12 protein-coding genes are annotated in these 12,874 nt (G+C 58.4%); 9 read left to right on the top strand and 3 right to left on the bottom strand.

From position 1 onward, the window contains the following. Positions 1 to 130: 130 nt before the first annotated feature. From trxB to infA, 4 genes are all read left to right on the top strand, one after another. Complete coding sequence (trxB, locus tag ACA060_RS10765; RefSeq protein ID WP_497317113.1) at positions 131 to 1,090, top strand: thioredoxin-disulfide reductase; 960 nt, start codon at positions 131 to 133, stop codon at positions 1,088 to 1,090. Positions 1,091 to 1,154: 64 nt separating this feature from the next. Beyond that, entirely contained in the window at positions 1,155 to 1,835 is a 681-nt protein-coding gene (aat, locus tag ACA060_RS10760) for a leucyl/phenylalanyl-tRNA--protein transferase (protein ID WP_497317111.1), read from the top strand. A gap of 57 nt (positions 1,836 to 1,892) precedes the next feature. Continuing rightward, positions 1,893 to 2,600 carry an arginyltransferase gene (locus ACA060_RS10755; RefSeq protein ID WP_109629446.1) on the top strand — a complete coding sequence of 236 codons (708 nt, stop codon included), beginning with the start codon at positions 1,893 to 1,895 and terminating at the stop codon, positions 2,598 to 2,600. A gap of 100 nt (positions 2,601 to 2,700) precedes the next feature. Then, positions 2,701 to 2,919 carry a translation initiation factor IF-1 gene (infA, locus tag ACA060_RS10750; protein WP_002553999.1) on the top strand — a complete coding sequence of 73 codons (219 nt, stop codon included), beginning with the start codon at positions 2,701 to 2,703 and terminating at the stop codon, positions 2,917 to 2,919. Between the two features lie 235 nt (positions 2,920 to 3,154). Here infA and clpA read toward each other — a convergent pair whose 3' ends face one another. Both clpA and clpS read right to left on the bottom strand, forming a co-directional pair. Continuing rightward, a complete protein-coding gene (clpA, locus tag ACA060_RS10745; RefSeq protein WP_007946437.1) occupies positions 3,155 to 5,425 on the bottom strand; it encodes an ATP-dependent Clp protease ATP-binding subunit ClpA in 2,271 nt (756 codons plus the stop codon). A gap of 30 nt (positions 5,426 to 5,455) precedes the next feature. Next, positions 5,456 to 5,839, bottom strand: coding sequence for an ATP-dependent Clp protease adapter ClpS (gene clpS, locus ACA060_RS10740; RefSeq protein ID WP_010458899.1), 384 nt, complete (start codon positions 5,837 to 5,839; stop codon positions 5,456 to 5,458). Between the two features lie 224 nt (positions 5,840 to 6,063). On the opposite strand from clpS, the gene ACA060_RS10735 reads away from it, so the two are divergent. Beyond that, the gene (locus tag ACA060_RS10735; protein ID WP_109636008.1) at positions 6,064 to 6,345 is read left to right on the top strand and encodes a cold shock domain-containing protein; all 282 of its coding nucleotides are present in this window, start codon (positions 6,064 to 6,066) and stop codon (positions 6,343 to 6,345) included. A gap of 62 nt (positions 6,346 to 6,407) precedes the next feature. Here ACA060_RS10735 and icd read toward each other — a convergent pair whose 3' ends face one another. Further along, a complete protein-coding gene (gene icd, locus ACA060_RS10730) occupies positions 6,408 to 7,664 on the bottom strand; it encodes an NADP-dependent isocitrate dehydrogenase (RefSeq protein ID WP_008146904.1) in 1,257 nt (418 codons plus the stop codon). A gap of 509 nt (positions 7,665 to 8,173) precedes the next feature. Between icd and ACA060_RS10725 the strand changes: the two genes are divergently transcribed. From ACA060_RS10725 to hflD, 4 genes are all read left to right on the top strand, one after another. Further along, positions 8,174 to 10,399 (top strand): NADP-dependent isocitrate dehydrogenase, encoded by a 2,226-nt coding sequence (locus ACA060_RS10725; protein ID WP_497317108.1) that lies wholly within the window; start codon positions 8,174 to 8,176, stop codon positions 10,397 to 10,399. Positions 10,400 to 10,597: 198 nt separating this feature from the next. Continuing rightward, the gene (locus ACA060_RS10720; protein WP_497317106.1) at positions 10,598 to 11,044 is read left to right on the top strand and encodes an NUDIX hydrolase; all 447 of its coding nucleotides are present in this window, start codon (positions 10,598 to 10,600) and stop codon (positions 11,042 to 11,044) included. A 59-nt stretch (positions 11,045 to 11,103) separates the two neighbouring features. Continuing rightward, positions 11,104 to 12,228 carry a tRNA 2-thiouridine(34) synthase MnmA gene (mnmA, locus tag ACA060_RS10715; RefSeq protein ID WP_109629435.1) on the top strand — a complete coding sequence of 375 codons (1,125 nt, stop codon included), beginning with the start codon at positions 11,104 to 11,106 and terminating at the stop codon, positions 12,226 to 12,228. Beyond that, positions 12,225 to 12,848, top strand: coding sequence for a high frequency lysogenization protein HflD (gene hflD / locus ACA060_RS10710; RefSeq protein WP_109629433.1), 624 nt, complete (start codon positions 12,225 to 12,227; stop codon positions 12,846 to 12,848). The genes mnmA and hflD overlap by 4 nt, the downstream gene beginning before the upstream one ends. The last annotated feature ends 26 nt before the right edge of the window (positions 12,849 to 12,874 follow it).

Here is a 12,874-nt window from a genome sequence, read left to right as displayed (position 1 = left end):
GCATTGTACGGGTTTGTTCGCCCGATGCCATGCTTGAAGCCCTTCGGTGTAGCATAGCCAGCAGCACGTTACGCGCGGTTCAATTTGAGCATGCATTCTCTTTTGTGACAAAGGCTTATGAGGTGTTTTTATGAGCGAACCGAAGCATTCCCGCCTGATCATTCTGGGTTCCGGCCCTGCCGGATACAGCGCAGCCGTTTATGCCGCCCGCGCCAACCTCAAACCCGTTGTCATCACCGGCATACAGGCAGGTGGCCAGCTGACCACCACCGTTGAAGTCGACAACTGGCCTGGCGACGTCGAAGGCCTCACCGGCCCGGTGCTGATGGAACGCATGCAAAAACACGCCGAGCGCTTTGCCACCGAGATCGTTTACGACCACATCCACACCGCCAAGTTGCAGCAACGGCCGTTCGAGCTGATCGGCGATGGCGACACTTACACCTGCGACGCCCTGATTATCGCGACCGGCGCTTCAGCGCAGTACCTGGGGCTGCCATCGGAAGAAACCTTTGCCGGCCGTGGGGTTTCAGCCTGCGCCACCTGCGACGGGTTCTTTTATCGCAATCAAGTGGTCGCGGTTGTCGGCGGTGGCAACACAGCGGTTGAAGAGGCGCTGTACCTGTCGAACATCGCCAAGGAAGTACACTTGATTCACCGGCGCGACAAGTTGCGCTCGGAGAAGATTCTCCAGGACAAGCTCTTCGAAAAAGCCGCCAACGGCAATATCCGCCTGCACTGGAATCAGAATCTCGATGAAGTATTGGGTGATGCCAGCGGCGTGACCGGCGCCCGTCTGCGCGACAGTCATACTGGCGAAACCAGTGAATTGGCGGTGGCTGGTGTGTTCATCGCCATCGGTCACAAGCCCAATACCGACCTGTTCGAGGGCCAGCTGAAAATGCGTGACGGTTATCTGCTGGTCAGGGGTGGCAGCGAAGGCGATGCCACGGCCACCGAGATCCCGGGGGTGTTCGCCGCCGGCGACGTGGCCGACCACGTTTACCGCCAGGCCGTGACCTCCGCCGGGGCTGGCTGCATGGCCGCGCTGGACGCCGAGAAATACCTCGACGACATTCCCACCGTTTGACGGCACACTTTACGGCGGGCCCTCCAGCCCGCCACCGCCCTCCCCTTCTGCAAGCCCGGATGCCATGCTGACTTGGTTACAACGCAACACCCTGACCTTCCCGCCGCTGGAAAAAGCCATGCGCGACCCCAACGGACTGTTGGCCGCGGGTGGCGATCTGTCCGCCGATCGCCTGATTCAGGCTTATCGCCACGGCTGCTTTCCATGGTTCTCGGAAGGCCAGCCGATCCTTTGGTGGTCGCCCGATCCGCGCACCGTTCTTTTTCCCGACGAACTGCATGTCTCGCGCAGCCTGAATAAATTGCTGCGCCAGCAACGCTATCAAGTGACCTTTGATCAGGATTTTGCCTCGGTGATCAGCGCCTGCGCCGCACCCCGGGAGTATGCCGACGGCACCTGGATCACTGACGCGATGCAGACGGCGTACCTCGAACTGCACAAGCGTGGCTACGCGCATTCCGTGGAGGTTTGGGACGATGGCGTGCTGGTCGGCGGGCTCTATGGCCTGGCGATGGGTCAGCTGTTCTTCGGCGAATCGATGTTCAGCCGCGCTGACAATGCCTCGAAATATGGCTTTGCCACTCTGGTGCGACATCTGAAAGATTCAGGTTTTGTGCTGATCGACTGCCAGATGCCGACCGACCATCTGCACAGTCTCGGCGCCCGAGCGATTCCGAGGCGCGATTTCGCCAACTTCCTCGCGCAGCATCTGGATCAACCCAGCCGCGCCACCTGGGTTTGCTGAGCGACTTTTGCGCGCGTGGCTTACACTTAATCCAAAGCTTATTCCCGAGGGTTGATCATGACCGAGTTGGCGCGTTTGAAGTTTTATGCCACTCAGCCCCACTCTTGCAGTTATCTGCCCGAGGAGCAGGCCACGACGCTGTTCCTCGACCCTAGTCAGCCCATGGATGTGCATGTCTACGCAGACCTGTCTGAAATGGGTTTTCGTCGCAGCGGCGATCATCTCTACCGGCCTCATTGCCAGAATTGCAATGCGTGCGTCCCGGCGCGCATCCCTGTGGCGCAATTTGCACCCAACCGTCAGCAGAAACGCATCTTCAAACGCAACGCCGACCTGCAAGTGCGCCCGGCCCGGCCGACATTCAGCGAAGAGTATTTCGATCTCTATCAGCGCTACATCGAACAGCGTCACGCCGATGGCGACATGTACCCACCGAGTCGCGACCAGTTTTCGACGTTCCTGGTACGTGACCTGCCGTTCTCGCGTTTTTACGAATTTCGTCTCGAAGGCCGACTGCTGGCGGTGGCCGTGACCGACTTGCTGCCGAACGGTCTGTCGGCGGTCTACACCTTCTACGAACCCGATGAAGAACGCCGCAGCCTGGGTCGCTACGCGATCCTCTGGCAAATCGCCGAGGCCCAGCGCCTCGGGCTGGAAGCCGTCTACCTCGGCTACTGGATCAAAAACTGCAAAAAGATGAGCTACAAGACGCAATATCGGCCTATCGAACTGCTGATTAATCAGCGCTGGGTCATCCTGAACTAGAACCCCTTGGCTTAAACCCCATTTTTCGGGCACAATGCACGCCGCTTTTGCCTGGCGCAGTTGCACCGGGCCATTCATTGGACACCGAGGGCTTTACTGCATGTCGAAAGAAGACAGCTTCGAAATGGAAGGCACTGTCGTCGACACCCTGCCCAACACCATGTTTCGTGTGGAGTTGGAAAATGGGCACGTCGTAACCGCGCATATCTCCGGCAAGATGCGCAAGAACTACATTCGTATTCTTACCGGTGACAAAGTGCGCGTCGAGCTGACGCCCTATGACTTGAGCAAAGGGCGCATCACTTACCGCGCTCGCTAATCAAGTCAATACAAAACGCCCGGTTTATGCCGGGCGTTTTTGTTTGTCTGCGATTTGATGGATCAACTCTGCCCCCTGTGGGAGCGAGCCTGCTCGCGATAGCGGTGGATCAGCTTGCATTGATGTTGAATGTGCGGGCCTCATCGCGAGCAGGCTCGCTCCCACAGGTGCGGTGTACAAACCCCAGACAGCAAAAAGGCGCCTCTCGGCGCCTTTTGCTTTGTTGCGGTTAACGTCAGGCCATTTCAGCCGTGGTTTCGAACTCGAAGGTCAGCTCGCCGTCCTTGAGGTCGATGTGTACCACACCGCCATGGTCGGCCAGTTCGCCGAAGAGGATCTCTTCCGCCAGCGGACGTTTGATCTTGTCCTGGATCAAACGCGCCATTGGTCGAGCGCCCATCGCCGAGTCGTAGCCACCGGCTGCCAGCCAGCTTCGCGCTGCGTCGGTCACTTCCAGCTGCACACGCTTGTCTTCCAGCTGCGCCTGAAGCTCGGTAAGGAACTTGTCCACCACGCTTTTGATGACCTCATGACTGAGGCGACCAAACTGGATAATGGTGTCCAGACGGTTGCGGAACTCCGGCGTGAAGCTCTTCTTGATCACTTCCATCGCATCGGACGAGTGGTCCTGATGGGTGAAACCGATCGAAGCGCGAGCAGCTGTTTCGGCACCGGCGTTGGTCGTCATGATAACGATCACGTTACGGAAATCCGCCTTGCGCCCGTTGTTATCGGTCAGCGTACCGTGGTCCATGACCTGCAGCAGCAGGTTGAAGACTTCCGGATGCGCCTTCTCGATCTCATCGAGCAACAGCACGCAGTGAGGCTGCTTGGTGATGGCTTCGGTCAGCAGACCGCCCTGATCGAACCCGACGTAGCCTGGAGGCGCACCGATCAGACGCGATACGGTGTGGCGCTCCATGTACTCGGACATGTCGAAACGAACCAGCTCGATGCCCAACGCCTTGGCCAGCTGACGCGCCGCTTCGGTTTTACCGACACCGGTAGGTCCGGCGAACAGGAACGAACCGACAGGCTTGTCAGGCGACTTGAGGCCGGCACGAGACAGTTTGATCGCGGTCGACAGCGAGTCGATCGCGGCATCCTGGCCAAATACGGTCAGCTTCAGGTCACGCTCAAGGTTACGCAGCAGCTCTTTGTCGGAGCTGGTGACGTGCTTAGGTGGAATCCGCGCGATTTTCGCAACGATGTCCTCGACCTGAGGAACTTCGATGCGTTTCACGCGCTTCTCGATTGGCTGCAGACGCTGATAGGCGCCGGCCTCGTCGATGACGTCGATGGCCTTGTCCGGCATGTGCCGGTCATTGATGTAGCGCGACGCCAGTTCAGCGGCGGCACGCAACGCTTCATCGCTGTATTCGATGTTGTGGTGCGCTTCGAAACGACCTTTCAGGCCGCGCAGGATGCCAATGGTGTCTTCCACCGAAGGCTCCGACACGTCGACCTTCTGGAAGCGCCGGGCCAAGGCACGGTCCTTCTCGAAGATCCCGCGGAACTCCTGGAACGTGGTCGAACCGATGCAACGGATATCGCCCGACGACAGCAGCGGCTTGAGCAGGTTCGAGGCATCCATGACGCCACCGGACGCAGCACCCGCACCGATTATGGTGTGGATTTCGTCGATGAACAGGATCGCCTGCGGACGTTTTTTCAGCTCGTTGAGCAACGCCTTGAAGCGCTTCTCGAAATCGCCGCGGTATTTGGTCCCGGCCAGCAAGGCGCCCAAGTCGAGGGAATACACCACGCTGTTGGCCAGCAAGTCCGGCACCTGGTTGTCGACAATACGCTTGGCCAGGCCTTCGGCAATCGCGGTTTTACCCACGCCCGCCTCGCCCACCAGCAGCGGATTGTTTTTGCGACGACGCGCCAGGATCTGCGCGACGCGCTCGACTTCCAGCTCACGGCCGACCAACGGATCGATACGACCCTGGCGCGCGAGTTCGTTGAGGTTGCTGGCATAAGCATCCAGAGGATTGCCTGAAGAAGAAGACTCACCGCCCTCGTCGTCCTGCATATCTTGCTCACCTTCAGAGTGATCGCCATGCCCAGGCACTTTGGAAATGCCATGGGCGATGTAGTTGACGACATCAATGCGCGCAACGCTCTGCTGTTTCAGCAGGAACACTGCCTGACTCTCTTGCTCACTGAAGATGGCGACCAGCACGTTAGCGCCAGTCACTTCGCGTTTGCCCGAGCTCTGTACGTGGAAAACAGCACGTTGCAGTACACGCTGGAAGCCCAGGGTTGGCTGGGTTTCGCGATCCTCGTCATGGACAGGAATCAATGGCGTGGTGGAGTCGATGAACTCCTGCAGATCGTGCTTGAGTTTGTCGAGGTTTGCGCCGCAGGCACGCAAAACGGTGGCGGCAGCCTCATTGTCCAATAGGGCCAGCAGGAGGTGTTCGACGGTCATGAATTCATGACGCTTCGATCTAGCCTCCTTGAAGGCAAGATTGAGGGTGACTTCGAGCTCGCGGTTTAACATAGCTTCACCTCATACCCAAGTGGTCGGCGATTAACCGTCCTTCTCGATTTCACAGAGTAGCGGATGCTGGCTTTCCCTGGCGTACTGGTTGACCTGCATGGCCTTAGTCTCGGCGATGTCGCGGGTAAACACTCCACATACTGCCCGTCCTTCTGTGTGGACGGCCAGCATGACCTTGGTCGCCAGCTCCCGATTCAGGTTAAAAAACACCTCGAGCACTTCGACGACGAAATCCATCGGTGTGTAGTCATCGTTGAACAAAACCACCTTGTACATCGGCGGCGCCTGTAAAGCAGGCTTTGCCTCCTGAACAGCAATGCCTGCGGAATCGTCGTCGTGGGGCTCCGGGTGATCTTTTTGGAGAGCCGGGCGATCCTGATTGAATGTTAGTCGAATCTGGCTGATTGCATGCATGGAAAGAAAGGTTCGTCAGTTGTTCAAATACAGTGGTGGGGGCGGCTATGGACGATTTCAACTCCGACCGCCCGGTCACCTTGACTATCGGGAAAACAGTGTTACAACCAATAGAGCCCACAGTGGGTAAAAAAGGTCCGCGGAGTCAATCTTATTTAAAGATCTGACTGCGGATGTACTGGATGATACTCCAGTGATGGAGTCTGTTGCAGAGGGATATGGGTATGTCAGTCGGTAAGGTGAAATGGTTCAACAATGCCAAGGGGTTCGGTTTCATTAACACCGATGCCAGAGAAGGTCGTGACGAGGACGGTGGTCTTATTGATTTCTTTGCCCACTACTCGGCCATCGATATGAACGGGTACAGGACACTGAAGGCCGGGCAAATCGTAAGTTTCGAGATCATCCAGGGCCCCAAAGGGCTGCACGCGGTAAACATTACAACCGCCCCTGTCGAGAATGAAAAGGCTGCCCCTGCCATCCAGCAGGAGAAAGTGTCGAGCTGACGCTCCCCGTCATCCAGTCATAAAAAAAACCGCCCGAGGGCGGTTTTTTTATGCCGATTCGCTTACATATGCGAGATGAGCGCATCACCAAACGCCGAAGAAGACAGCAGTTTCGCACCCTCCATCAGACGTTCGAAGTCATAGGTCACGGTCTTGGCGGAAATCGCGCCGTTGGTGCCCTTGATGATCAGATCAGCCGCTTCGGTCCAGCCCATGTGGCGCAGCATCATCTCCGCGGACAGGATCAGCGAGCCCGGGTTGACCTGGTCCTTGCCGGCGTACTTCGGCGCAGTACCGTGGGTCGCTTCGAACATGGCAATGGTGTCGGACAGGTTGGCACCCGGTGCGATACCGATACCACCCACTTCCGCCGCCAGGGCGTCAGAGAGATAGTCGCCGTTCAGGTTCAGGGTCGCGATCACATCGTATTCGGCCGGGCGCAGCAGGATCTGCTGGAGCATGGCGTCGGCGATGGCATCCTTGACGATAACGTTCTTGCCGGTTTTCGGGTTTTTGAACTGCATCCACGGACCGCCGTCGAGCAGGGTCGCGCCGAATTCTTCAGCGGCCACTTCGTAGGCCCATTCCTTGAAGGCACCTTCGGTGAACTTCATGATGTTGCCTTTGTGCACGATGGTCAGCGAGTCGCGGTCGTTGTCGACTACATACTGCAGCGCTTTTCGCGCCAGACGCTTGGTGCCTTGCAGGGAAACCGGCTTGATGCCGATACCGCAGTTTTCGTCGAAACGGATCTTGGTGACGCCCATTTCATCTTTAAGGAACTTGATGACCTTGGTCGCTTCCGGCGAACCGGCTTTCCACTCGATACCGGCGTAGATGTCTTCCGAGTTCTCACGGAAGATCGTCATGTCGACGTCGCCTGGCTTCTTGACCGGGCTAGGCACGCCTTCGAACCAGCGCACCGGGCGCAGGCAGACATAAAGGTCCAGTTGTTGACGCAGGGCCACGTTCAGGGAACGGATGCCGCCACCGACCGGGGTGGTCAGAGGGCCCTTGATGGAAACCACGTAATCTTTAACTGCGTCCAGGGTTTCCTGAGGTAGCCAGGTGTCCTGATCGTAAACCTGAGTCGCTTTCTCCCCGGCGTAGACTTCCATCCAGGAAATTTTGCGCTCGCCGCCGTAAGCCTTCTTAACAGCAGCATCGACAACCTTGATCATGACCGGGCTGATATCAACGCCAATACCATCGCCTTCGATGAAGGGGATGATCGGGTTGTTAGGAACATTGAGAGAATGGTCCGCGTTGACGGTGATTTTGTCGCCGACTGCTGGAACCTGAATCTTCTTGTATCCCATGCTGAACTCCATTGTTTGGATTGAACATCTGGCTTCGTTCGAGCGTACCCCAGTTAAATCGGCACGCAAACCCTATGTTCCAACCATCTGCCGCAAAGCTGCACAGTTCGCGACGTACAAGCCTGAAAGCAAAGGGAAAAGCGCCAAACTCAAGCACGGTGCAAGACTCTACGCCCCACTCGCCCCTGCGACCTTTAGACCAATGGACGAGAATCGTTACGTATGAACCATCGGCAGATTGCCAGCTACCTATGTATAATGCCGCCCGCTGACCACAGAGTCACGACGGCCAACCTTTCCTGCAACTGAATAAGTAGCCGAGACTTGGGCCTGAAAAAGCAGGGTTGTTACCGCAACCCACCCGCTTGACGCTCGACTGATGCACCCAACATCACCGCGCACAAATCTCGACATTCGGCTCATGGACGACTTTGAACGAACGCGCTTACCCGGCGCCCCTCGAGTTTTTCTGCGCACGCTTTAGCAAAGAAGAGAGAGTTAATCCGAATATGCCCACCCGCTCGAAGATCATCTATACCTTCACCGACGAAGCTCCCGCCCTCGCCACCTATTCACTGTTGCCTATCGTAGAGGCCTTCACCGCCTCCGCTGATATCGCCGTGGAAACTCGCGATATCTCTCTTGCAGGGCGCATCCTGGCCAGCTTCCCCGAGCAATTGGGTGACAAAGCCGTAGCCGATCACCTCGCCGAACTGGGCGACCTGGCCGTTACGCCTGAAGCCAACATCATCAAGCTGCCGAACATCAGCGCCTCGGTTCCGCAACTGCAAGCCGCGATCAAAGAGCTGCAAGCCCAGGGCTTCGCTCTGCCGGACTACCCGGAAACCGTGACCAGCGACGCCGACAAGCTCGCCAAGTCGCGCTACGACAAGATCAAGGGCAGCGCCGTAAACCCGGTTCTGCGCGAAGGCAACTCCGATCGTCGCGCGCCGCTGTCGGTCAAGAATTACGCGCGCAAGCACCCGCACAAAATGGGCGCCTGGGCTGCGGACTCCAAGTCCCACGTCGCGCACATGAGCACCGGCGATTTCTACGGCAGCGAAAAAGCTGCCCTGATCGACGCCGCTGACGCCGTCAAAATCGAACTGATCGCTCAAGACGGCACCACCACCGTCCTGAAAGAAAAAACCACCGTGCAAGCCGGTGAGATCCTCGATTGCGCGGTCATGAGCAAAAACGCTCTGCGCAGCTTCATCGCTGCCGAAATCGAAGACGCCAAGCAAAAAGGCGTGCTGCTGTCGGTTCACTTGAAAGCCACCATGATGAAGGTCTCCGACCCGATCATGTTCGGCCAGATCGTTGCCGAGTTCTATAAAGACGCACTGGCCAAGCACGCTGACGTGCTGGCACAGATCGGCTTCAACCTGAACAACGGCATCGGCGACCTGTACGCTCGCATCAAAGCCCTGCCGGCTGAACAGCAAGCGCAGATCGAAGCAGACATCCAGGCGGTCTACGCCGTTCGTCCGTCGCTGGCCATGGTCAACTCCGACAAAGGCATCACCAACCTGCACGTGCCGAGCGACGTGATCGTCGACGCCTCGATGCCGGCCATGATCCGTGACTCCGGCAAAATGTGGGGCACTGACGGTCAGCTGCACGACACCAAGGCTGTGATCCCGGATCGCTGCTACGCGACCATCTACCAAGCGGTCATCGAAGACTGCAAGGTAAACGGTGCTTTCGATCCGACCACCATGGGCAGCGTGCCAAACGTTGGCCTGATGGCGAAGAAGGCCGAAGAGTACGGCTCGCACGACAAGACTTTCCAGATCAAGGCCAACGGCGTCGTTCGGGTTTCCGATGGCGCTGGCCGCACCTTGCTGGAGCAGTCGGTTGAAGCCGGCGACATCTTCCGCATGTGCCAGACCAAAGACGCGCCGATCCAGGACTGGGTCAAACTGGCCGTCAACCGTGCCCGTGCAAGCGCAACCCCGGCTATTTTCTGGCTGGACCCGATGCGCGCCCACGATGGCGTGGTGATCGAGAAAGTTCAGGCTTACCTGAAGGATCACGACACTGCCGGTCTGGACATCCAGATCATGGCGCCTGTCGACGCGATGAAGTTCACCCTGGACCGCACTCGCGAAGGCAAGGACACCATCTCGGTGACCGGCAACGTACTGCGCGACTACCTGACTGACCTGTTCCCGATCATGGAACTGGGCACCAGCGCCAAGATGCTGTCGATCGTTCCGCTGATGAATGGCGGTGGCCTGTTCGAAACCGGCGCCGGCGGTTCGGCACCGAAGCACGTTCAGCAGCTGCTGGAAGAGAACTTCCTGCGCTGGGATTCGCTGGGCGAATTCCTGGCCCTGGCCGCTTCCCTCGAGCATCTGGGTGTTACTTATAACAACCCGAAAGCGCTGGTTCTGGCCAAGACTCTGGATCAGGCCACTGGCCAGTTCCTGGACAACAACAAGTCGCCATCGCGCAAAGTCGGCAACATCGACAACCGCGGCAGCCACTTCTATCTGGCGCTGTACTGGGCTCAAGCCCTGGCGGCCCAGACCGAAGACACCGCACTGCAAGCGCAGTTCGGCCAACTGGCCAAGACCCTGACCGAGAACGAAGCAACCATCGTTGCCGAGCTCAACGCCGTTCAGGGCAAACCAGTGGACATCGGCGGTTACTACCACGCCAATGCCGAGCTGATCAGCAAGGCCATGCGCCCGAGCAACACTTTCAACGCCGCGATCGCTGCGCTGGTTTAAGGTTGTAAGGAAGCATCACAAACCCCGGCCATGTGCCGGGGTTTGCGTTTTTGAAGACAACGCAAAACCCTGTGGGAGCTGGCCTGCCAGCGATAGCGGCTTATCATGCAACATTAATGGTGACTGACTAATCGCAATCGCTGGCAGGCCAGCTCCCACAGGGATAGTGTTTCAACCTTTGGAATTCGAGGAAGCTTCATGGACTGGAAACCCCACATCACCGTCGCCACCATCGTCGAAGACGACGGCCGTTTCCTGATGGTCGAGGAAACCAAGCACGGACGAACGGTACTCAACCAGCCCGCCGGCCATCTCGACCCGGACGAAACCCTGATCGAAGCCGCCGTGCGCGAAACCCTGGAAGAAACCGGCTGGGACGTCGAAGCGACCGGCGTAGTAGGTATTTACCTTTACACCGCCCCGAGCAACGGCGTGACCTACCAGCGCGTCTGCTTCACCGCCAAACCGCTCAAACATCACCCCGACTATCAACTGGACGACGGTATCGTCGGCGCCAAATGGCTAACCCGTGACGAACTGCTGGCACAGCGCGCAAACTGGCGCAGTGAGCTGATCATCCGCTGTATCGATGATTATCTGGGAGGCTTTCACTTCGGTCTCGAACTGATCCGCCCTTCTCTTTAGCCTTGCGGGCTTCGGCCTGTTAGAATCGCGTCCTTTTTCAAGACACTCATTGAATCCCTATGCGTGATCCAGCCCCTTCTGACACACAAAAGAAGCGCGTCATTGTCGGCATGTCCGGCGGCGTAGACTCTTCCGTTTCCGCTCTCCTGCTGATCGAGCAGGGTTATGAGGTGGAAGGCCTGTTCATGAAGAACTGGGAAGAAGACGATGGAACGGAATACTGCACCGCCATGGATGACCTGGCGGACGCCCAGGCTGTGTGCGACAAGATCGGCATCAAGCTGCACACCGCCAACTTCGCCGCCGAGTACTGGGACAACGTGTTCGAGCATTTCCTGGCCGAATACAAGGCCGGTCGCACGCCGAACCCGGACATCCTTTGCAACCGCGAGATCAAGTTCAAGGCGTTCCTCGACTACGCCATGATGCTCGGTGCCGACCTGATCGCCACCGGCCACTACGTGCGCCGCCGCGACATCGATGGTCGCACCGAGCTGCTCAAGGGCCTGGACCCGAACAAGGACCAGAGCTATTTCCTGCACGCTGTCGGCGGCGAACAGATCGCCAAGACCCTGTTCCCGGTCGGCGAACTGGAAAAACCCGAAGTGCGCGCGATTGCCGAGAAACACGACCTGGCGACCGCGAAGAAAAAGGACTCCACCGGGATCTGCTTTATCGGCGAACGCCGCTTCAGCGACTTCCTCAAGCAATACCTGCCGGCACAACCGGGCGAGATCAAGACCACCGAAGGTGAAGTCATCGGCCGTCACCACGGCTTGATGTACCACACTATCGGCCAGCGTCAGGGCCTGGGCATCGGCGGCTTGAAAGACGCCGGCGACGAGCCGTGGTACGTGCTGATCAAGGACCTGGAAAACAACGAGCTGATCGTCGGCCAGGGCAATGACCACCCTTACCTGTTCTCCCGCGCCCTGCTCGCTTCGGACATCTATTGGGTCAACCCGATCGATCTGACCGAGCCGCGCAAGCTGACCGCCAAGGTTCGTTATCGCCAAAGCGATCAACCGTGCACGCTGGAAAAAACCGCCACCGGCTACCGCGCCACATTCGATGACCCGCAACGCGCGGTCACCCCGGGCCAGTCGGTGGTGTTCTATGACGGTGAAATCTGCCTCGGCGGCGGCGTGATTGAAGTCGCAGAGCCATGGAGCAGCAAGGCATGAACCCCACTCAGGAGCAACTGACGGCGCTGGGCGGCGTGTTTCTCGCCGCGGTCCTCGTCGACAAGATTGCCAAGACCGGCCAGACCACCGAAGCCGGCCTGACCTGCATGCTCGGCAGTCTGCTGATCCGCGACCCCAAGGACACCCTGGAAGTGTACGGCGGCGACGACATCAATCTGCGCGAAGGCTATCGCGCATTGATCGGCGCCCTGGAGCGCGACCCGAGCACCCTGCAGCGCGAACCGCTGCGCTACGCCCTGGCCATGCTGGGCCTTGAACGTCAACTGGCCAAGCGCGATGACATGCTTGATGTGATCGGCAAGCGTCTGCCGCAGATTCAATCCCAGGTCGAGCACTTCGGCCCGGCGCATGAAAACGTGATTGCTGCTTGCGGCGCGCTGTACCAGGACACCCTGAGCACCTTGCGCCAACGAATTCAGGTCCACGGCGACATGCGCAACCTGCAGCAACCGAGCAACGCCTCGAAGATCCGCGCCCTGTTGCTGGCCGGGATTCGTTCCGCGCGTCTGTGGCGGCAGTTGGGCGGTCATCGCTGGCAGTTGGTGATCAGCCGCCGCAAGTTGCTTAAAGAGCTTTACCCGCTGATGCGCAGCAGCTGAACCGCGCCCGCAACACTGATTTAGAT

This window comes from Pseudomonas sp. LBUM1671 (genome assembly GCF_059695685.1).
The sequence above is the reverse complement of the archived record's forward strand: the minus strand, read 5'-3'. Positions and strand labels throughout refer to the sequence as shown.